Below are 19767 nucleotides of genomic sequence, written 5' to 3'. Positions count from 1 at the left end.
GAGCAGGGCTCCTGCCGGGCGGGCAGGGGCCGGCGGGGGTGGGCTCTCTGCTCGCGGCGGGTGGGCGCAACGGGCGGACGGTGCCCTTCTCGGTGCCTCCGGTGCGGTGCCCCCTCCGGGCTCGTCTCTCGCCCGGAGGGGGCACCCCCACGAGGCCGAAGCCTGTCGGCTCAGGTGTTGAGGGCGTGCCCGGTTGTTGCGTCCACGTGGTCCGGGATCTCGTCGTGGTGATCGCCCACGGTCGGTGTCCCGGCGGGCTCGAACATGAGGAATGCGGTGCCGGACGGAGCGTACGGCTTGTGCTCCGTGCCGCGGGGAACGGTGAAGACCGCCCCCTGTGGGAGCACGACCGTGCGCTCCCCGTCGGGCTCGCGCAAGAAGATGTGCAGCTCGCCGTCGAGTACCAGGAAGAACTCGTCGGTGTCGTCGTGGACGTGCCACACGTGTTCGCCCTCGGCCTTGGCGATGCGGACGTCATAGTCGTTGACGCGCGCGACGATGCGGGGGCTCCACAGGGCATCGAAGGAGGCCAAAGCCTTGCTGAGGGGGATGGGTTCGCTACTCATGGGTTCATCCTGGCCCGTTTCGCATGGCTGCCGTGAGTGCTAGGAATTGCACATGGCGAAAGAATCCTCGCACGCGGTTCGCGCGGCGGGCGTACACCGGGTCGTCGTGATCGTGGACGAGAACTCGAACCCCTTCGAGCTCGGCTGCGCGATCGAGGTTTTCGGTCTGCGCAGACCGGAGATCGGCCGTGATCTCTACGACTTCGGGCTCTGCTCCCCCGAGCCCCGCACCCTGATGCGAGACGGATTCTTCACGCTGACGGGAGTCGCCGATCTGGAAGCGGCCGACACGGCGGACACCTTGATCGTCCCCAACCGCCCGGACGTCGAAGTGCCCCGCCGCCCCGCCGTGCTCGACGCCGTCCGACGGGCGCACGCACGCGGTGCGCGCCTGGTCGGCTTCTGCAGCGGCGCCTTCACACTGGCCGAGGCCGGGGTCCTCGACGGGCGCCGGGCCACAGCGCACTGGCAGTGGGCGGATTCCTTCCGGGCCCGCTTCCCCTCTGTCCGGCTCGAATCGGACGTGCTGTTCGTGGACGACGGCGACATCCTCACCGCCGCGGGGAGCGCGGCTGCGCTCGATCTGGGGTTGCATGTGGTCCGCCGCGACTACGGCGCGGAGATCGCCAACTCCGTGAGCCGGCGACTGGTCTTCGCGGCGCACCGGGACGGAGGGCAGCGGCAGTTCGTGGAGCGCCCCATGCCCGACCTGCCTGACGAGTCCCTGGCGCCTGTCCTGGCCTGGGCCCAGGAACGGCTGGACTCACCGCTCACTGTGTCCGACCTTGCGGTACGTGCGGCGGTCAGTCCGGCGACGCTGCATCGCCGCTTCCAGGCGCAACTGGGCACGACGCCGTTGACGTGGCTCACGGGGGAACGACTTGCCCTGGCGTGCCGGTTGATCGAGCGAGGTGAGTCCCGGTTCGAGGTGGTGGCGCAGCGCAGCGGGCTTGGCACCGCTGCCAACCTGCGCACGCTGATGCGCCGCGAGACCGGCATCACTCCGTCGGCGTACAAACGCCGGTTCTGCGCGGAGGTGAATTGACGGCGGGGCATCCCCTTCCGGCGAACCACGAGAAGGTGCTTCGTCGTCGGCAAGCGCCGGGGCGAGAAGGCTGGTGAGCTTGGCCTGACCGTACGCCAGCCGGGCGAAGGCGGTGTGCGGGCAGATGTCACGGGGCTGACGGCCTTCCCCGGTCCGGGGCGGCCGTGGGGGACGAACACCGGCCCGCGGTTGCGGCCTGGGAGAGCCGCATCGGCCGGGCCGGGACGGCGGGGCCGTCGTGGCCGCGCTCCCGGCACCGGCCGAGCCAGGACGGCACCGCGGGCGATGTCTCCCTGGGGGTCCTACAGAGCCTTGGCGGCCGGCTTGACCATGCCGCGCACGGTCCGCGACTTCACGAACTCGCCCATGGCGGTCATCTCCCACTCGCCGGAGAACTGCTTGACGAGCTTCGCCATCATGACGCCGGTCTGCGGTTCGGCGGAGGTGAGGTCGAAGCGGACCAGTTCCTCGCCGGTCGCCGCGTCCATCAGCCGGCAGTAGGCCTTGGCGACCTCGGTGAACTTCTGGCCGGAGAAGGAGTTGACCGTGAAGACCAGTCCGGTGGCGTCGGCGGGGAGCCGGCCCAGGTCGACCACGATCACCTCGTCGTCGCCCGCGCCCTCGCCCGTGAGGTTGTCGCCGGAGTGCTTGATCGAGCCGTTCAGGATCGCCAGCTTGCCGAAGTAGCAGCTGTCCAGGTGGTTGCGCTGGGGGCCGTACGCGATGACGGAGGCGTCCAGGTCGATGTCCTTGCCGCGGAACGCGGGCTCCCAGCCGAGGCCCATCTTGACCTGGGAGAGGAGGGGGCGGCCGCCCTTGACGAGGGAGACGGTCTGGTTCTTCTGGAGGCTGACCCGGCCCTTGTCGAGGTTGATCTTCCCGGTGCCGGGCGCGGGCGCCGGGGCGGCAGGGGGAGCCGGGGGTGCGGGCGGCGCGGCCTGGGCGGCAGGCGGGGGCGTCGGTGCCTGGGCGGGGGCGGGCGCGGGCGTCGGGGCGGCCTGCGCCGGCTCCTCGTCGACCGAGACGCCGAAGTCGGTGGCGATGCCGGCCAGCCCGTTGGCGTACCCCTGTCCGACGGCGCGGGCCTTCCAGGCGCCGTTTCGGAGGTAGACCTCGACCACGACCAGCGCGGTTTCCGCGCCGAGCTGCGGCGGTGTGAAGGTGGCGAGCGCGGTGCCGTCGTCGGCGTTGCGGATGGTCGCGGTGGGTTCGATGCCCTGGAACGTCTGCCCGGCGGCGTCCGGGCTCGCAGTGACGACGATCTTCTCGATGCCCGGCGGGACGGCGGCCGTGTCCACGATGATCGCGTCGGGTGCCGTGCCGCCGCCGGACCGGTAGGTCACGCCGGGGCCGGACGGCTGGTTGTAGAAGATGAAGTCGTCGTCGGAGCGCACCTTGCCGTCGGCGGTGAGCAGCAGGCCCGATACGTCGAGCCGCACGGGCGCGGCGACGTCCACCGCCACACGGGTGACGGGAAGCGGGATGTTCGAGCCGGGGGTCATAGCTGTCATGCCTGAGGTAACGACCGAGGCCGCTTTGCCGTTCCCTTACCTTCGGCCACTCCGGTTACGCGGGTGGTCGGGGGCGCCCCGCGGCCTGCCGACGGGGCGGCCCTGGTGGGTGATCTCGGCGGTGCCGTGTCAGTACGGCCACCGGGGAGGGTTCGTGCAGAAGTGGCCGCCCAGGTGGGCGTGGTCGGGGTTGGCGTCGTCCAGTTCGCCGTGTTCGGCGACGAGCTTCCCGGCGTACTGCTCGGAGTCGTCCTGCGGCTCGTATCCGAGGCCCCGGGCCGTCGAGAGGTCCCACCACAGGCGGGTGTTGGCGGACGAGCCGTACACCACGGTGTGCCTGACGTCCTCGGCGGTGAGGGCGGCGTGGAAGAGGCGGGCGCAGTCGCCGGGGCTCAGCCAGACCGAGAGCATCCGTACGGAGGTGGGCTCCATGAAGCAGGAGCCGATGCGTACGGAGACCGTTTCGACGCCGTGCAGGTCCCAGTAGAGCTGGGCCAGGTCCTCGCCGAAGCACTTGGACAGGCCGTAGTACGTGTCGGGACGGCGCGGGGTGTCGACCGGGATCAGTGGTTCTCCCTCGCGCGGGCGCGGGGTGAAGCCGACGGCGTGGTTGCTGGACGCGAAGAGGACCCGCTTCACGCCCTCCTCCCGGGCGGCCTCATAGAGGTTGTAGGTGCCTTCGATGTTGGCGCGCAGGATCTTCTCGAAGGGGGCTTCCAGGGAGATGCCCGCCAGATGGATGATCGCGTCCACGCCCCGTACGGCCTCGCGCAGCGCGTCCTTGTCGGCGAGGTCGGCGGTGATCGCGTGCCGTTCGCCCTCGATGGGGGTGGCGTCGAAGAGGCGCAGCTCGTATCCGTACGCGGGCAGCAGCCCCCGCATCAGGGTGCCGAGGCCGCCGGCGGCTCCGGTGAGCAGGACCGTTCGGGGAGCGGGCATGGGCGGATCTCCTTGGTGGGGACGAGTGGGTCGCGTACATGGATAACGTTCATAAGCGTGGACACGCTAGGGAGCGGGCCGGAACACCGTCAAGTGTGGCGGGGGGTCGCCAACTCCGCCTCTGAGTTGCGGTTTTCCGTCAAACTTCCGCCTTGACCGGCCCGAGGAGGCGGGTCTAGCGTGGCGATGTTCAGAAATATGGACGCCGATCATAGTTGTGCACGACGCCTTGTTCAGGGAGCGCCCGTGACCTCAGCCCCGCTCGCCGGCCGACTCGACGGCCTGCTCTTCTTCCCCGTCACCGCGTACGGACCCGATGGCGCGCTCGACCTCGACGCGTTCCGCGCGCACGTGCGCGCCGGGGTCGAGGCAGGTGCCGGTGCGGTGTTCGCCTGCTGCGGCACGGGCGAGTTCCACGCCCTCACGCCCGAGGAGTTCCGCGCCTCCGTGGCGGCCGCCGTCGAGGCGACCGCGGGACGGGTGCCGGTCGTGGCGGGCGCCGGGTACGGGACGGCCCTTGCGATCCAGTACGCGAAGCTCGCCGAGGAGGCCGGCGCCGACGGGCTGCTCGCCATGCCGCCCTACCTCGTCGTCGCCGACCAGGCAGGGCTGCTGCGCCACTACACCGCCCTGGCCGGGGCCACCGGGCTCGACGTCATCGTCTACCAGCGCGACAACGCGATCCTCACCCCCGAGACGGCGGTCGGACTCGCCCGCGTCGACGGCGTCATCGGCCTCAAGGACGGCCACGGCGACCTGGACCTGATGCAGCGCATCATCAGCGCCGTACGCGCCGAAGGCCTCGACCTGCTCTACTTCAACGGCCTGCCCACCGCCGAACTCACCGGCCCCGCCTACCGGGGCATCGGCGTCACGCTCTACTCCTCCGCCGTCTTCTGTTTCGCCCCCGACATCGCCCTCGCCTTCCACCGGGCGCTGAACAGCGGCGACGACACGACCGTCGACCGGCTCATCGACGGCTTCTACCGGCCGCTGGTCGAACTGCGCGCCCAGGGACGGGGATACGCCGTCTCGTTGGTCAAGGCGGCCGTGCGGCTCGGCGGCCTGGAAGTCGGCGAGGTCCGCCCACCGCTCAGCGAGCCCACGCCCACCCACATCAAGGAGCTCGCCGAGATCATCGAGCGCGGCCGGGCCCTGCTGGGGGACCAGCGGTGAGGGCCTCCGCCTTCGTCTACCCGTGGGACGTCGTCGGCGACCCGGACGCCGCCGCGCGGATCGCGGACCTCGGCGTCCAGCAGGTCACCCTGGCCTCCGCGTACCACACCACCCGGGCCCTGACCCCGCGTCACCCGGCCCACCGCCTCGTCACCGCCGAGTACGCCGCCGTCCTCTACCCGCCGGACCCCTCCCGCTGGGCCGGGCGGGACCTGGCGCCGTACGAGGCGGGCGACTGGGCGCCCGGTGACGCGTACGGGGAGGCCTCCCGGGCCCTGGAGGCCGCCGGGCTGGACGTCCACAGCTGGGTCGTCCTCGCGCACAGCTCCCGCCTCGGCGCCGAGCACCCCGGCACCTCCGTGGTCAACGCCTACGGCGACCGCTACCCGTGGGCGCCCTGCATCGCCCGCCCCGAGGTGCGGGCCTACCTGGTGGAGCTGGCCGCCGAGGCGGCGGTACGCCCCGGGGCGCGCGGCACCGAGCTGGAGTCGTGCGGCTGGTACGGGATGGCCCACCTGCACGCCCACGACAAGACCGCGGGCGTCGCCCTCGGGGACGCCGCGCAGTACCTGATGTCCCTGTGCTTCTGCGCCGTGTGCCGCGACGGGTACGGGGAACAGGGCCTGGACCCGGACGAGACGGCCGCCGCCGTGCGCCGGGCACTGGAGCCCGTGTGGGCCTCGGGCGGATCGCCCGACGCCGGATGGCCCGCCGTGGAGAAGCTGCTGGGCGCCGGCCTCGCCGCGGCCACCCTCGCATGGCGCACCCGGGCCGCCCGCACCCTCCAGGAGGCGGCCGTCGCGGCGGTCCGGGCGGCCGCCCACCCGGCGTTCCGGATCCTGCTGCACGCCGACCCCGCCCCGTACCGCACGGGCGCCAACGCCGGGGTGGACCCCGCCCACATCCTGTCCGTCGCGGACGGCGTCGTGCTGCCCTGCACGGGCGGCGGCGCGGAGACGGTGCTGCCCCCGTTCGCCGCCCACGCGCGCGTGGACGCCGTCCTGGCGGCCAACTTCACGGTGGTGACCGGCATGGGAGGGTCACCGTCCACCCTCGCCGCCGACGCCGCCCACGCCCGGGAGCTGGGCGCCACCGAACTGCGGCTCTACCACGCGGGCCTGGCCTCCGGCCCGGATCTGGCCGCCGTCAGGGCCGCCCTGTCCCCCTGAGCCCGGGCAGCCCGAGCACGGCGGCCGTCACCAGGCCCGCCACCGCCGGCACCGGCAGCAGGACGCGCGCGTCCACGACGGCGACCAGGGCCGCGCCCAGCGCCAGGGCCAGGGCGTTCGGGACGAAGAGCAGCGTGTTGGCGGTGGCGGCGGTGCGGCCCAGAACCGCGTCCGGGGTCCGCCGCTGCACCGCCGTCAGCGCGCCGATCACCACGCACGGCAGGCCCGCGCCGATGAGCCCGCTGCACGCCGGCGCCGTCGCGTCGTACGGCAGCGCCCGCCCGCCCACCGCGACGGCGAACAGCGCGATGCCCGCCGTCATGAACCCCCGCTCGCCCAGCCGCCGCAGCAGCGGCCCCGCCACCACCCCGGACACCACGGAACCGGCGCCCTGCACCGCGTACAGCACCAACGCGGGCGAGCGCCCGAGGACGTCACCGGCCACCGCGTAGATCAGCGCACCGTTCACCCCCGCCGGCCCCATGGTGAACGCCCCCGCCACCACCAGCGGCCTCAGCGCCACCGACCGCCACAGGTACCGTGCCCCCTCCCCTCCCACGTGTCCGACAGCCGCCCACCGGTCCGCTCCGGTGGCTCCTCCTCCCGCGCCCGCAGCAGCGCGAACGCCCCCGCCGCCAGCGCGAACGTCACCGCGTCCAGGACCGCCACCGGCGCCCCGCCGAACCGCGCGAACAGCGCCGCACCCGTCAGCGGCGCGAGCAGCATCATGCCCTCGTCGGCGGCCATCCGCAGCCCGCCCAGGCCGCCCAGCCGGTTCACCATGCCCACCGGCGTGCGGAGCAGGGGCCCCGAACGCATCGGGCAGCCTCCCTGCTCCCGGCCCCGGAACACCCAACTGACGAGTTCTGTCATAAGCGTTGACGAACACGGGCCGCCGCTCTAGCTTCATCGCGTCGTACTTCGTACGTCATATATGAGACGCGATACGCGAGATATGAGAGCAGCCGCCCCTATGGCCTTCGCCGCCGCCCCCAGCCCCATTCCCTCCCGTACGCAGTACGTCCTGGAGGCGATCAAGCACGCGATCCTCACCGGGCAGCTACCGCCCGGAAAGGCCCTCGTGGAGACCGAACTGGCGGCGCGGTACGGGGTGTCCAAGACCCCCGTACGGGAGGCCCTCAAGACCCTGGCCGGGACCGGCCTCGTCGTCATGAGCCAGTACAAGGGCGCCACCGTCCGCACCGTCGATGCCGCCATGGCGCACGAGGTGTACGACGTGCGCCTGCTCCTCGAACCCGAGGCGCTGCGCCGCACCATCACCCGCCGTGCGTCCCTCGACGCCGCCGGCCAGGCGCTCGCCGACGCCGACGCCGCCGCCGACCAGGCCGAACGCTCCCTCGCCAACCGGGAGTTCCACCGCGCCCTCTACCTGCCCTGCGGCAACCCGCTGCTCGCCCGGATGCTCGACGAGGTACGCGACCAGGCCGCCCTGGTGTCCACCGTCGCCTGGAGCGCGCAGCCCTCCTGGCGGCAAGAGGCGGAGGAGCACCGGCGGATCCTGGGCCTGGCGCGGGCCGGGGACGCCGACGGCGCCGCACGTGCCCTGCACGACCACATCGCCTCGTTCGTCGAGCGGGCCTTCCCGGAGGAGGCCCGGTGACCCCTGTGACGGAAAGGCCCGCACGCATGGACCACACATCGCTGAGGGCGGCACTCGCGGACGTCGTCGCCATCCCCGTGACCCCCTTCGACGCCGACGGCGGTGTCGACCGCGCCACCTACCGCGCCCTGCTGCGCAGACTCCTCGACGGCGGTGTACGGGCCGTCACCCCCAACGGCAACACCGGCGAGTTCTACGCCCTCACCCCCGAAGAGCGGGTCCTGCTGACCGAGTTGACCGTCGGGGAGACCGGCGACCGGGCCGCCGTCCTCGTCGGCGTCGGACACGACCTGCCGACCGCGACCGCCGCCGCCCGGCACGCGCGCGCGTGCGGCGTCGGCATGGTCATGGTCCACCAGCCCGTGCACCCGTACGTCTCGCGCGACGGCTGGATCGAGTACCACCGCGAGATCGCCGACGCCGTCCCCGAGCTGGGCGTCGTGCCGTACGTCCGCAACCCGCTCCTCGACGGCGCGACCATCGCCCGGCTCGGCGAGCTGTGCCCCAACGTCATCGGCGTCAAGTACGCCGTGCCCGACGCCGCCCGCTTCGGCGCCGTCGCCCGCGACGCCGGACTCGACCGGTTCGTGTGGATCGCCGGCCTCGCCGAGCTGTACGCACCCGCCTACTGGGCCATGGGCGCCACCGGCTTCACCTCCGGGCTGGTCAACGTCGCCCCGGCCGTCTCGCTCGCCATGCTGGAGGCGCTGCGCGCCGGGGACCAGCAGGCCGCCGCCAAGGTGTGGGAGCAGATCCGCCCCTTCGAGGACCTGCGCGCCGCCGACCAGTCCGCCGACAACGTCACCGTCGTCAAGGAGGCCCTGGACGCCCTCGGCCTGTGCCGCCGTGACGTGCGCCCGCCGAGCCGCCTGCTCCCCGAGGCGCGCCGCGCCGAGATCGCCGCGATGGTCGGGGGCTGGTCCCTGTGAGGCCGGAAGAGCTCCGCAGCCACCAGTGGTACGGCACCGACGGCCTGCGCTCGTTCAGCCACCGCGCCCGCACCCGCCAGCTCGGCTACCTCCCCGAGGAGCACCTCGGCAAGCCGGTCATCGCGATCCTCAACACCTGGTCCGACATCAATCCCTGCCACGTCCACCTCCGCGACCGTGCCCAGGCCGTCAAGCGGGGCGTGTGGCAGGCCGGGGGCTTCCCGCTCGAGTTCCCGGTCGCCACCCTCTCCGAGACCTTCCAGAAGCCCACCCCCATGCTCTACCGCAACCTCCTCGCCATGGAGACGGAGGAGCTGCTGCGCTCGTACCCCGTGGACGGCGCCGTGCTGATGGGCGGCTGCGACAAGTCGACGCCCGCGCTGCTGATGGGCGCCTCCTCCGCCGACCTGCCGGCCGTCTTCGTACCGGCCGGGCCGATGCTGCCGGGCCACTGGCGGGGCGAAGTGCTCGGCTCGGGGACGGACATGTGGAAGTACTGGGACGACAAGCGGGCCGGGGTCATCGGCGACTGCGAGATGGCCGAGCTGGAGAGCGGTCTCGCCCGCTCGCCCGGCCACTGCATGACCATGGGCACCGCCTCCACCCTCACGGCGGCCGCCGAGGCCCTGGGCGTCACCCTGCCGGGCGCCTCCTCGATCCCGGCCGTCGACTCCGGCCACGACCGGATGGCCGCGGCCTCCGGGATGCGGATCGTCGAGCTCGTACGCCAGGACCTGAAGCTGTCGCGGATCCTGACCCGGGAGGCGTACGAGGACGCCGTGACGACCGTCCTCGGACTCGGCGGCTCCACCAACGCCGTGATCCACCTGATCGCCATGGCGGGCCGCTCCGGCGTCACCCTCACGCTCGACGACTTCGACCGGATCGCCCGGACCGTGCCGGTCCTCGCGAACCTCCGCCCCGGCGGCCGGTACCTCATGGAGGACTTCCACTTCGCGGGCGGGCTGCCCGGATTCCTCTCCCGCATCACCGACCTGCTGCACCTGGACCGGCCGACCGTCGCCCACGCCACCCTGCGCGAGCAGCTCGACGGGGCCCTGGTGCACGACGACGACGTGATCCTGCCGCGTGAGCGGGCGCTCGCCGACGAGGGCGGTGTCGCCGTCCTGCGCGGCAACCTCTGCCCCGACGGCGCCGTCATCAAGCACATCGCCGCCGAACCGCACCTGCTCAAGCACACCGGACCCGCCGTCGTCTTCGACGACTACCGGACCATGCAGCGCACCGTCAACGACCCGGCTCTCGGCATCACCGCCGACCATGTCCTGGTGCTGCGCAACTCCGGGCCCAAGGGCGGCCCGGGGATGCCGGAGTACGGGATGCTCCCGATCCCCGACCACCTGCTCAAGCAGGGCGTGCGGGACATGGTGAGGATCTCCGACGCCCGGATGAGCGGCACCAGTTACGGCACCTGTGTCCTGCACGTCGCGCCCGAGTCGTACGTCGGAGGCCCGCTGGCCCTGGTGCGCACCGGCGACCTCATCACCCTCGACGTGGAGGCGCGCACGCTCCACCTGGACGTACCCGACGTCGAACTGGAGCGGCGCAGGGCCGAGTGGACCCCACCGCCCGCCCGGTACGGACGCGGCTACGGCGCCCTCTACAGCGAACACATCACCCAGGCCGACACCGGCTGCGACTTCGCGTTCCTCGCCCGGGCCGGCGAGGTCCCGGACCCCTACGCGGGCTGAACCGCCCTCCCATGGCCGGATCCTCATGTCCGACATCTCGAACGTGATCCGGTAAGCGCTTCACCCCACGCAATGACGAACGGAGACATGTCATGGCCCAAGCCGCAGCCGTGGCGAAACACCCCCGGGCCGGCCGGCGCCGCACGGGGACCGGAGCCGAACCACGCCGCCTGCCGTATCTGCTGATCGCGCCCGCCGGTCTGCTGATGCTGGGCTTCATCGCCTACCCGGTGCTGAGCGTCTTCCACTACAGCCTCCAGCACTACAACGTCACCAAGCCGTGGAAGAACGGCTACGCGGGCCTGGACAACTTCACCCGCCTCTTCACCGAGGACCCGCTCTTCTGGCCCACGCTCGGCTTCAGCGCCAAATGGGTCGTCGTCCAGGTCGGCCTGCAACTCGCCCTCGGACTCGTACTGGCCCTGCTGGTCAACCAGACGTTCGTCGGCCGGGCCGTCGCCCGCGCCCTGGTCTTCTCGCCGTGGGCCGTCTCCGGCGTCCTGACCACCACCATCTGGATGCTGCTCTACAACCCCTCCACGGGCATGAGCCGCTACCTCGCCGACGTCGGCATCGGGTCGTACGGCACCTCCGTGCTCTCCGACACGGGCACCGTCTTCTGGGCGGCGGTCGTCGCCGAACTGTGGCGCGGGGTCCCCTTCTTCGCCATCCTCATCCTCGCCGACCTCCAGTCCATCCCCAGGGACCTCTACGAGGCGGCGTCCGTGGACGGGGCCGGCCGGCTGCGGCAGTTCTTCCACATCACGCTGCCGCACCTCAAGGACGCGATCATCCTCTCCACGCTGCTGCGCGGCGTCTGGGAGTTCAACAACGTCGACCTGCTCTACACCCTCACCGGCGGCGGACCGGCCGGCGTCACCACGACGCTGCCCCTGATGATCGCCAACACCGGTATCGAGGGCCACGACTTCGGGTACGCCTCCGCGCTCACCACCGTCGCCTTCGTGATCCTCCTTTTCTGCTCGATCCTCTATCTGCGCCTGAGCAAGTTCGGAGGCGACCGCTCATGACCGCCCAACTCGCGGAAAAGGGCACCCACGCGCGCGTGCCCGCGCTCCAGGGCCCGCTGCCCCCGTCCCGGACGCGGCGCTCGCCGAAACGGGAGCGCGCCTTCGACGACGTACCGCGCTGGCAGATCTACCTCCCGCTCGGGCTGTACCTGCTCTTCACGCTCGTCCCGTTCTACTGGATGCTGCTGTTCGCGCTGCGGCCCGCCGGGTCGACGTCGCTGGTGCCCTGGCCGATGACCTTCGAGCACTTCGACAAGGTCTGGAACGAGCGCAGCTTCGGCGTCTTCTTCCAGAACAGCATGCTCGTCGGTGTCGCCACCCTGGTGACCACGACGCTCATAGCCCTCTCCGGCGGTTACGCGCTGGCCCGGTTCAACTTCCGGATCAAGAACGGCTTCATGCTGGCGCTGCTGTGCTCCCAGTTCATCCCGGGCGCCCTGATGCTGGTCCCGCTGTTCGAGATCTTCCGCGAAATGCGGATGATCAACTCGCTGGGCAGCGTGATCATCGCCGAGACGGTCTTCCAACTCCCGCTGTCGATCATCCTGATCAGCGGGTTCATCAAGAACGTACCGGTCTCCCTGGAGGAAGCCGCCTGGGTGGACGGCTGCTCCCGCTTCCGCGCCTTCCGCGCGGTGGTCCTGCCGCTGCTGCGGCCCGGACTCGTCGCGGTCGGCTCCTTCGCCTTCGTCCACAGCTGGAACCACTTCCTGTTCGCCCTGATGTTCCTCAGCAGGCAGGACAGGCAGACCATCCCCGTCGGCCTCAACACCCTCATCGGCTCGGACAGCGTGGACCTGGGCGCGCTGGCGGCCGGCGGAGTCGTCGCCGCCGTACCCGTGGTGATCGTCTTCGCCTTCATCCAGAAGTGGCTCATCACCGGCTTCAGCGCCGGCGCGGTGAAGGGCTGAGCCCCATGATCCCGATTCCCCTCGTCCTGGCGGGCGCCCGAGGTCACGGCCAATGGCACCTGCGCAACATTCGGCGCCTGCAACGGGCGGGCCTCGTGCGCCTCGCGGGCGTCTGCGAACTGCGGCCGCTCGCCGCCCGCGAACTCGACGGTTTCGACGGCGTGGCCCAGTCCGCCGACTTCACGGCCCTCCTGGAGACCACCGGCGCGGGCATCGCCGTCATCTGCACACCCATCGACACCCACACCCCGCTGGCCCTCGCCGCCGCCCGGCGAGGGGCGCACGTCCTGCTGGAGAAGCCGCCCGCACCCTCGTGGGCGGAGTTCCGCCGCCTGGCCGACGGGGTGCGGCACGCCGGCATCGCCTGCCAGATCGGCTTCCAGTCGATCGGCTCGCACGCCCTGCCCGCCATCGCCGACCTCATCGCGGACGGCGCCATCGGCGAGGTCACCGGCATCGGCGCCGCCGGGGCCTGGGCCCGCGACGAAGCGTACTTCCGGCGCTCCCCCTGGGCCGGGAAACGGCGCCTGGACGACGGTACGGACGTGGTCGACGGCGTCCTCACCAACCCGCTCGCCCACGCCGTGGCCACCGCCCTCGCCCTCGACGGCAGCCCGCGCGCCGACGACGTGACGGGCATCCAGCTCGAACTCGCCCGGGCCAACGACATCGAGGCCGACGACACCTCCTGCGTACGGATCACGACGGCACACGGCACACCCCTCACCGTCGCCGTGACGCTCTGCGCCGAACAGCCCGGAGAGCCGTACGTCGTCGTCCACGGCAGCCACGGCCGCATCACGCTCTGGTACAAGCAGGACCGGGTCCTGGTGCAGCGCGCCGGACACGGCCCCGTGGAGACCGTCCACGGCCGCACGGACCTGCTGGAGAACCTGATCGCCCACGTACGCGGTGGTGAGGGCCTGCTCGTCCCGCCGCACCGCACCGGCGCGTTCATGCGACTCGTCGAAGCCGTACGCACCGCCCCCGAACCGCGCCGGCTCCCCGAAGGGACCTGGTACGCGGACGGCGGCCCTTCAGGGCCCCGCCGCGTGGTCAAGGGCATCGACGGGCTCGTCCACGCGAGCGCCGACACCCTCCGCCTCTTCTCCGAACTGGAGAACTCCCCGTGAACCTCCTCCTGCGCTGCGCGGGCCGCCCCGTCGCCCGCTACCTCCACCGGCCCGACATCGGCCTCCGCCTCTCGCCCCGCCCCTACCTCCACCCCGTCACCACCCTGGGGGGCGCCCCCGTCACCGAGGAGCGCCCCGAGGACCACCCTCACCACCTGGGCGTCTCGGTCGCCGTCCCGGATGTGGCGGGCCACAACTTCTGGGGCGGCCGCACCTTCGTACGCGACCAGGGCCCGACCGAGCTCGACAACCACGGCGTCCAGCACCACGAGGGCTGGAAACTGCGCGACCCGGACGGGTTCGTCGAAGACCTGTCCTGGCGCGCCGAGGGCCGCGAACTGCTCCGCGAGTGCCGGACCGTCGCCGCCACCGGACTGACCCCCGCCGCCTGGGCGCTGGACTTCACCTTCGCCCTCACCAACCCCGGCCCCGAACCCCTCTCCATAGGGTCGCCCGCCACCAACGGCCGCCCAGGAGCCGGATACGGAGGTTTCTTCTGGCGCGCCCCCCGCGCCCCCCGCGCCCTCCGCCCCTCTCGTGTCCCCCACGCCCCCGAGGAGGCCACCGCGCCGGGCGTCTTCACCGCCGAGGCGGAGGGTGAGACCTCCGTTCACGGCCGTGTCGCCGACTGGCTCGCTCTGACCGGCCGCGACTGGACGCTCGTCTTCGCCGGCGCCACCGAGGAGACGCGGAAGGACCCCTGGTTCGTCCGCACCGGGGAGTACCCCGGCGTCGGCTCCTCCCTGGCCTGGGAGCGGCGCCTTGCGCTGCCCGCCGGAGCGACCGTCGTACGCCGGGTGGTGACCGTCGTCGCGGACGGCGCCCTCGACCGGGGCGAGGCCGCCGCCCTCGTACGGAAGGCCCTGTCATGACGCCGGTGTGGACCGCCGACCTCGGCGACGGGACCTACCGCAACCCGGTCCTGAACGCCGACTGGTCCGACCCCGACGTCGTCGCCGTCGGCGAGGACTTCTACCTCACCGCCTCCAGCTTCGGCCGCGCCCCCGGGCTGCCCCTGCTGCACTCCCGCGACCTGGTCAACTGGTCGATCATCGGGCACGCCCTGGACCGGCTGGAGCCGGCCGCCGACTTCGCCGCACCCCGCCACGACCGGGGTGTGTGGGCGCCGTCCCTGCGCCACGCCGACGGCCGCTTCTGGATCTTCTGGGGCGACCCCGACCACGGGATCTTCCAGGTGCACGCCGAGCACATCCGGGGCCCGTGGAGCACGCCGTACCTCGTCAAGGCGGGCAAGGGCCTCATCGACGCCTGCCCCCTGTGGGACGAGGAGACCGGCGAGGCGTACCTCGTGCACGCCTGGGCCAAGTCCCGGTCCGGCGTGAAGAACCGGCTCACCGGCCACCGGATGAGCCGCGACGGGCGCACCCTCCTCGACGAGGGGAAGGTGATCGTCGACGGGGACCGCATCCCCGGCTGGTTCACCCTGGAGGGGCCCAAGCTCTACCGGCACGACGGCTGGTTCTGGATCCTCGCCCCCGCCGGGGGGGTGGAGACCGGCTGGCAGGGCGCCTTCCGGGCGCGGGACTTCTTCGGGCCGTACGCGGAGAAGGCCGTCCTCGCGCAGGGCTCCACCGACGTCAACGGCCCCCACCAGGGCGGCTGGGTGCGCACCCCGGCGGGCGAGGACTGGTTCCTGCACTTCCAGGCGCGTGGCGCGTACGGGCGCGTCGTCCACCTCCAGCCGATGGCCTGGGACGCGGACGGCTGGCCCGTGCTCGGTGACGGCGGCGAGCCCGTGCGCGTCCACCGCAAACCGGCCGCCCCGCCGCAGCCCGTGGAGGCGCCCGCGACCGACGACGCGTTCCCGGGCGGGCGCCATGGGCGGCAGTGGCAATGGACGGCGAACCGGTGCGCCGGGTGGACCGTCGAGCACGGCGGCGACGGGCTGCGGCTGGCGTGTGTCCGGAGCGCCGACGCCCACGACCTGCGCCTCCTGCCGAACGTGCTCACCCAGCGGCTGCCCGCCGAGACGTTCACCGCCGAGGTGACCCTGGCGCTGGAGTCCACCGAGCCCGGTGCCCGCGCGGGGCTCGCCGTCCTGGGCGACGCCTTCTCGTGGATCGGGCTGGAGCGGGGCGCGGGCGGCGAGGTGCGGCTGGTCCACCGGTTCGCCGAGGCGGTCGCCGAGAAGGAGCGGGACGCGGAGCACGCGCGCGTGGTGCCGGTTTCGGCGGGCGGACGGGTGCGGCTGCGTGTCGAGGTGTCGCCGGGTGCCCGCTGCCGGTTCTGCGCCGACACCGGCACGGGGGAGGGGTGGCGGGCTTCGGGGCCGGTCTTCGCCGCCACGCCCTGGCGCTGGGTCGGGGCCCTGCTCGGCCTGTTCGCGGTGGCTCCCCCGGGACAGGGAAGCGCCGGGACGGCCACGTTCACCGGATTTCACGTCAACTGATCTCTTGTGTAGGCCGATTGGAGCCGCCATGCCGTACCCGTGCAGCAAGCGCTTGCCAGGCCGGGCCCTGGCCGCCGTCACCGCCCTCGTATCCGCCCTCGGCCTGGGTGTGGCCGCCCCGGCCGCCGAGGCCGTGCCCGTATCCGTACAGGCGCAGAGCCACACGTCCGGGCCCCACCAGGCGGACGAACCCCACGGCTTCGCCTCCCTCGCCGGCGGGACCACCGGCGGCAAGGGAGGCAAGGTCGTCACCGTCCGCACCCAGACCGACCTCGCCAGGTACGCGGGCGCCACCGAGCCCTACACCATCCGGGTCGCGGGCTCGATCGACGTCGAGCCCTTCGGCTCCTCGATCACCGTCGCCTCCGACAAGACCATCGTCGGCGTCGGCACGAGCGGTGAGATCGTGCACGGCGAGCTCCAGCTCAAGCCGGGCACGCACAACGTCATCATCCGCAACCTCACCATCCGCGACTCCTACGTGGAAGGCGACTGGGACGGCAAGACCACCGACTTCGACGGCATCCAGATGGACTCCGTCCACCACGTCTGGATCGACCACAACCGCTTCACGCACATGGGCGACGGACTGCTGGACGTCCGCAAGGACAGCCAGTACGTCACCGTCTCCTACAACCGCTTCGACAACCACAACAAGGCGTTCGGCATCGGCTGGACGGACAACGTCACCACCCAGATCACCATCGACCACAACTGGTTCAGCGGCACCAAGCAGCGCAACCCCTCCGCGGACAACTGCGCCTACGCCCATCTCTTCAACAACTACCTGTCCGCGCAGGTCGCGGACGGCGACCCCGTCTGGTCGTACGGGAACTGGGCGCGCGGCAAGACCCGGATGGTCATCGAGAACAGCTACTACGAGGACGTCCAGCACCCCCACCAGGCCGACCCCACCGCCGAGCTGGTGGAGCGCGGGTCCATCCTGCGAGGGACGACCGGCCGCCACGACGAATGGGGCGCCGCCTTCGAACCACGTGACTTCTACGCCTACCGGCTCGACCCCGCGGCCGCCGTACCGGCCCTGGTGAAGCGCTTCTCCGGCCCGCAGCGGACGATCGGCACGAACACGGTGCTCGACGTGCCGGGCGCCCACCCCACCGTCCAGGCCGCCGTGGATGCCGTCCCGGCCGGGAACGACGGGCTCGTCACGATCCGGATCGCGCCCGGGACGTACCGCGAGAAGGTCCGCGTCCCCGCCGACAAGCCGAGGATCGCCCTGGAAGGCACGGGCCCGGACCGGGACGCCACCGTCATCGTGTACGACACGCCGAACGCGTACGGAGGGTCCTCCGCCAGCGCCACCGTCCTGATCGCCGCCTCCGACGTCACCGCCCGCAACCTCACCTTCGTCAACGACTTCGACGAGGCGGCGGTCGAGCTGAACGCCGAACAGGCCCTGGCGATGAAGACCACCGGCGACCGGATCGTCTTCGAGAACACCGCCTTCAAGGGCAACCAGGACACCCTCATGACCGACAGCCCCCGGCTCGACGCCATCAGCCGGGTCTACATCCGCGACGCGTACATCGAGGGCGACGTCGACTTCGTCTACGGGCGGGCCACGACCGTCATCGAGCGGTCGCTGATCCGGGCACTCAGCCGCGGCTCCGCCACCAACAACGGGTACGTCACCGCCGCCAGCACCTGGAAGGACAACCCGTACGGCTTCCTGATCACCCGCTCCCGGATCGTCAGCGACGCCCCGGCCGGCTCCTTCCACCTCGGCCGGCCCTGGCACCCGGGCGGCAACCCGGACGCCATCGGGCAGGTGCTGATCCGCGAGACCGAGCTGCCCGCCGCGATCAAGGCGTCGCCGTGGACCGACATGGGCGGCTTCTCCTGGAAGGACGCCCGCTTCAGCGAATACCGCACCTACGGCCCGGGCGCCGTCGTCACCGCCGACCGCCCGCAGATGTCCGACGCCGACGCCACCCGCCACGAGGTCGCCGACTACCTCGCCGGCCGGGACGGCTGGGCCCCGCACCGCTCCCGCACGAACTGAGAGAGAAGAGCCGACCATGAACAACCCGCAGACGTGCCCCGGACGGCGCCGTACGGCCGCCGCCGCCGTGTCCCTGGCCGCCGTGCTCGCCCTGACCGCCACCGCATGCGGTGACGACGGCACCGCCGCCGCGGGCGAAGAAGGCTCCGGCAAGGGCACCATCACCTTCTGGGACAACAACGGAGGTGTGCGCACCGCCGTCTGGCAGGAGATCATCAAGGATTTCGAGGCCAAGAACCCCGGGATCGAGGTCACCTACGTCCCGATTCCCAGCGAGGACGTGCAGTCCAAGTACGACACCGCGATCGCGGGAGGCGGCCTGCCGGACGTCGGCGGTGTCGGCGCCGCGTACCTCGCCAACATCGTCGCGCAGGACGCGCTCGAGCCGGTCGGCGACCGGATCGAGGACTCCGCCCTCAAGGGCAAGCTCGTCCCCAACATGGTCACCTCGGTCAAGTCCGCCGGGGGCCGGGGCGACGAGATGTACTCGGTGCCCACCTCCGCGAGCAACGGCACGCTGTACTACCGCACCGACCTGTTCAAGGCGGCGGGCCTGGACGCGCCGACGACCTGGGCGAAGTTCTACGCGGCGGCCACCAAGCTGACGGACGTCGAGAACAACAAGTTCGGCTACACGATCCGGGGCGGCGCGGGCTCCATCGCGCAGGCGCTGGACGCCATGTACGGGCAGTCGGGCATCACGTCCTTCTGGGACGGTGACAAGACCACCGTCAACGACCCGAAGAACGTGGCGGCGCTGGAGAAGTACGTCGGGCTGTTCAAGAAGACGACGCCCGAGGCGGACGTCAACAACGACTTCAAGAAGATGGTCGCCCAGTTCGACACCGGCACCATCGGCATGCTGAGCCACAACCTCGGCTCGTACACCGACCACGTGAAGGCCCTCGGCAAGGACAAGTTCGCCGGCATCCCGAATCCGGTGGGCGACAGCGGTACGCGCGTCCAGGTCTCCAACCCGATGGATGGCCTCGGGTTGTTCAAGAGCAGCAAGAACAAGGCCGCGGCCTGGAAGTTCATCGAGTTCGCCGTCTCCCGCGAGTCCAACAGCAAGTGGAACGAGTCGGCGGGCGCCATACCGGCGAACGCGGAGGCGGCGTCCGACCCGTGGATGAACGAGGCCGAGGCCACCAAGCTGGGCGCCAAGGCGCTCACCGACGGCTCCACCAAGATCGTGGAGCTGCCGTACTACCTGCCCGACTGGAACAAGATCAGCAAGGCCGACAACGAGCCCAACTTCCAGAAGGTGCTGCTGGGCGTGATGACGGCGAAGGAGTTCCTGGACACGCTGGCCGATCAGCTCAACGAGGCGCAGGCCGAGTGGAACGAGCAGAACGCGTCCTGACGCGGGGGGGGGGCGTTCCGGTCTCCCGGCCCGCCCCGCGTTCTGCCCTGCCGGCCCGCCCCCGGCCCGCCCGGGTACCGGAACGGTGGACCGCCCGTACGTACGGTCGCTGCCGGTGGGGGTGGGGCGGGGCCCCTCCGGGCTCACCTCCTCGAGGCCGACGGTCCCGGGTCCGATGCAGGGGAGCCCACCCGTCGCCGCCAACCTCTGCGGGGGCGACCCTGCACG

Annotated in this window: 18 protein-coding genes; 13 read left to right on the top strand and 5 right to left on the bottom strand. The window is 71.9% G+C overall.

The window, feature by feature from the left end:
* Positions 1 to 170: 170 nt before the first annotated feature.
* Positions 171 to 566 (bottom strand): cupin domain-containing protein, encoded by a 396-nt coding sequence (locus ABT360_RS07710; RefSeq protein ID WP_351812301.1) that lies wholly within the window; start codon positions 564 to 566, stop codon positions 171 to 173.
* Positions 567 to 618: 52 nt separating this feature from the next.
* On the opposite strand from ABT360_RS07710, the gene ABT360_RS07705 reads away from it, so the two are divergent.
* Positions 619 to 1611 (top strand): GlxA family transcriptional regulator, encoded by a 993-nt coding sequence (locus tag ABT360_RS07705; RefSeq protein WP_351812298.1) that lies wholly within the window; start codon positions 619 to 621, stop codon positions 1609 to 1611.
* Positions 1612 to 1913: 302 nt separating this feature from the next.
* Here the strand turns inward: ABT360_RS07705 and ABT360_RS07700 are convergent, their stop codons facing one another.
* The gene (locus ABT360_RS07700; protein WP_351812295.1) at positions 1914 to 3122 is read right to left on the bottom strand and encodes a TerD family protein; all 1209 of its coding nucleotides are present in this window, start codon (positions 3120 to 3122) and stop codon (positions 1914 to 1916) included.
* Between the two features lie 129 nt (positions 3123 to 3251).
* Positions 3252 to 4061 (bottom strand): NAD-dependent epimerase/dehydratase family protein, encoded by an 810-nt coding sequence (locus tag ABT360_RS07695; protein ID WP_351812292.1) that lies wholly within the window; start codon positions 4059 to 4061, stop codon positions 3252 to 3254.
* 246 nt (positions 4062 to 4307) lie between these two features.
* Between ABT360_RS07695 and ABT360_RS07690 the strand changes: the two genes are divergently transcribed.
* Both ABT360_RS07690 and ABT360_RS07685 read left to right on the top strand, forming a co-directional pair.
* Positions 4308 to 5237, top strand: a complete 930-nt coding sequence (locus tag ABT360_RS07690; RefSeq protein ID WP_351812289.1) for a 5-dehydro-4-deoxyglucarate dehydratase — start codon at positions 4308 to 4310, stop codon at positions 5235 to 5237.
* Entirely contained in the window at positions 5234 to 6406 is a 1173-nt protein-coding gene (locus tag ABT360_RS07685; protein ID WP_351812286.1) for a hypothetical protein, read from the top strand. The genes ABT360_RS07690 and ABT360_RS07685 overlap by 4 nt, the downstream gene beginning before the upstream one ends.
* Here the strand turns inward: ABT360_RS07685 and ABT360_RS07680 are convergent.
* Positions 6384 to 6929 (bottom strand): hypothetical protein, encoded by a 546-nt coding sequence (locus ABT360_RS07680; RefSeq protein ID WP_351812284.1) that lies wholly within the window; start codon positions 6927 to 6929, stop codon positions 6384 to 6386. The two genes, ABT360_RS07685 and ABT360_RS07680, sit on opposite strands and share 23 nt — an antisense overlap.
* Positions 6920 to 7225 carry a hypothetical protein gene (locus ABT360_RS07675; protein ID WP_351812281.1) on the bottom strand — a complete coding sequence of 102 codons (306 nt, stop codon included), beginning with the start codon at positions 7223 to 7225 and terminating at the stop codon, positions 6920 to 6922. The genes ABT360_RS07680 and ABT360_RS07675 overlap by 10 nt, the downstream gene beginning before the upstream one ends.
* A gap of 154 nt (positions 7226 to 7379) precedes the next feature.
* Here ABT360_RS07675 and ABT360_RS07670 point away from each other — a divergent pair, with 154 nt between their 5' ends.
* The 10 genes from ABT360_RS07670 to ABT360_RS07625 all read left to right on the top strand — a co-directional run bounded on the left by ABT360_RS07670 (position 7380) and on the right by ABT360_RS07625 (position 19539).
* Positions 7380 to 8027: a GntR family transcriptional regulator gene (locus ABT360_RS07670; RefSeq protein WP_351812278.1), complete on the top strand. Its 648-nt coding sequence runs from the start codon at positions 7380 to 7382 to the stop codon at positions 8025 to 8027.
* A 26-nt stretch (positions 8028 to 8053) separates the two neighbouring features.
* A complete protein-coding gene (locus tag ABT360_RS07665) occupies positions 8054 to 8956 on the top strand; it encodes a dihydrodipicolinate synthase family protein (RefSeq protein WP_351812276.1) in 903 nt (300 codons plus the stop codon).
* Entirely contained in the window at positions 8944 to 10668 is a 1725-nt protein-coding gene (araD, locus tag ABT360_RS07660) for an L-arabinonate dehydratase (RefSeq protein WP_351812522.1), read from the top strand. The genes ABT360_RS07665 and araD overlap by 13 nt, the downstream gene beginning before the upstream one ends.
* 92 nt (positions 10669 to 10760) lie before the next feature.
* Positions 10761 to 11699, top strand: coding sequence for a carbohydrate ABC transporter permease (locus tag ABT360_RS07655; RefSeq protein ID WP_351812273.1), 939 nt, complete (start codon positions 10761 to 10763; stop codon positions 11697 to 11699).
* On the top strand, positions 11696 to 12610 hold the full coding sequence (locus ABT360_RS07650) for a carbohydrate ABC transporter permease (protein ID WP_351812270.1): 915 nt from the start codon (positions 11696 to 11698) through the stop codon (positions 12608 to 12610). The genes ABT360_RS07655 and ABT360_RS07650 overlap by 4 nt, the downstream gene beginning before the upstream one ends.
* Before the next feature lie 5 nt (positions 12611 to 12615).
* Positions 12616 to 13743 (top strand): Gfo/Idh/MocA family protein, encoded by a 1128-nt coding sequence (locus ABT360_RS07645; RefSeq protein ID WP_351812267.1) that lies wholly within the window; start codon positions 12616 to 12618, stop codon positions 13741 to 13743.
* Positions 13740 to 14615: a PmoA family protein gene (locus tag ABT360_RS07640; protein ID WP_351812264.1), complete on the top strand. Its 876-nt coding sequence runs from the start codon at positions 13740 to 13742 to the stop codon at positions 14613 to 14615. The genes ABT360_RS07645 and ABT360_RS07640 overlap by 4 nt, the downstream gene beginning before the upstream one ends.
* Positions 14612 to 16153: a glycoside hydrolase family 43 protein gene (locus tag ABT360_RS07635; protein WP_351812261.1), complete on the top strand. Its 1542-nt coding sequence runs from the start codon at positions 14612 to 14614 to the stop codon at positions 16151 to 16153. Before ABT360_RS07640 ends, ABT360_RS07635 begins: the two co-directional genes overlap by 4 nt.
* A gap of 28 nt (positions 16154 to 16181) precedes the next feature.
* Positions 16182 to 18176, top strand: a complete 1995-nt coding sequence (locus tag ABT360_RS07630) for a pectinesterase family protein (protein ID WP_351812258.1) — start codon at positions 16182 to 16184, stop codon at positions 18174 to 18176.
* A 16-nt stretch (positions 18177 to 18192) separates the two neighbouring features.
* Positions 18193 to 19539 carry an ABC transporter substrate-binding protein gene (locus tag ABT360_RS07625; RefSeq protein ID WP_351812255.1) on the top strand — a complete coding sequence of 449 codons (1347 nt, stop codon included), beginning with the start codon at positions 18193 to 18195 and terminating at the stop codon, positions 19537 to 19539.
* The last annotated feature ends 228 nt before the right edge of the window (positions 19540 to 19767 follow it).

It is taken from the genome of Streptomyces sp. NPDC000229 (genome assembly GCF_040300825.1).
Lineage (GTDB): Bacteria > Actinomycetota > Actinomycetes > Streptomycetales > Streptomycetaceae > Streptomyces.
This window is presented reverse-complemented; position numbering and strand designations above follow the sequence as displayed.

Excerpts from the sequence above, each read along its gene's own strand:
- ABT360_RS07645 (WP_351812267.1), top strand. The coding sequence starts at position 12,616 with ATGATCCCGATTCCCCTCGTCCTGGCGGGCGCCCGAGGTCACGGCCAA.
- ABT360_RS07625 (WP_351812255.1), top strand. The coding sequence starts at position 18,193 with ATGAACAACCCGCAGACGTGCCCCGGACGGCGCCGTACGGCCGCCGCC.
- ABT360_RS07695 (WP_351812292.1), bottom strand. The coding sequence starts at position 4,061 with ATGCCCGCTCCCCGAACGGTCCTGCTCACCGGAGCCGCCGGCGGCCTC.
- ABT360_RS07705 (WP_351812298.1), top strand. The coding sequence starts at position 619 with ATGGCGAAAGAATCCTCGCACGCGGTTCGCGCGGCGGGCGTACACCGG.
- ABT360_RS07710 (WP_351812301.1), bottom strand. The coding sequence starts at position 566 with ATGAGTAGCGAACCCATCCCCCTCAGCAAGGCTTTGGCCTCCTTCGAT.
- ABT360_RS07700 (WP_351812295.1), bottom strand. The coding sequence starts at position 3,122 with ATGACAGCTATGACCCCCGGCTCGAACATCCCGCTTCCCGTCACCCGT.
- ABT360_RS07670 (WP_351812278.1), top strand. The coding sequence starts at position 7,380 with ATGGCCTTCGCCGCCGCCCCCAGCCCCATTCCCTCCCGTACGCAGTAC.
- ABT360_RS07665 (WP_351812276.1), top strand. The coding sequence starts at position 8,054 with ATGGACCACACATCGCTGAGGGCGGCACTCGCGGACGTCGTCGCCATC.
- ABT360_RS07675 (WP_351812281.1), bottom strand. The coding sequence starts at position 7,225 with ATGCGTTCGGGGCCCCTGCTCCGCACGCCGGTGGGCATGGTGAACCGG.
- ABT360_RS07655 (WP_351812273.1), top strand. The coding sequence starts at position 10,761 with ATGGCCCAAGCCGCAGCCGTGGCGAAACACCCCCGGGCCGGCCGGCGC.
- ABT360_RS07635 (WP_351812261.1), top strand. The coding sequence starts at position 14,612 with ATGACGCCGGTGTGGACCGCCGACCTCGGCGACGGGACCTACCGCAAC.
- ABT360_RS07650 (WP_351812270.1), top strand. The coding sequence starts at position 11,696 with ATGACCGCCCAACTCGCGGAAAAGGGCACCCACGCGCGCGTGCCCGCG.
- ABT360_RS07630 (WP_351812258.1), top strand. The coding sequence starts at position 16,182 with ATGCCGTACCCGTGCAGCAAGCGCTTGCCAGGCCGGGCCCTGGCCGCC.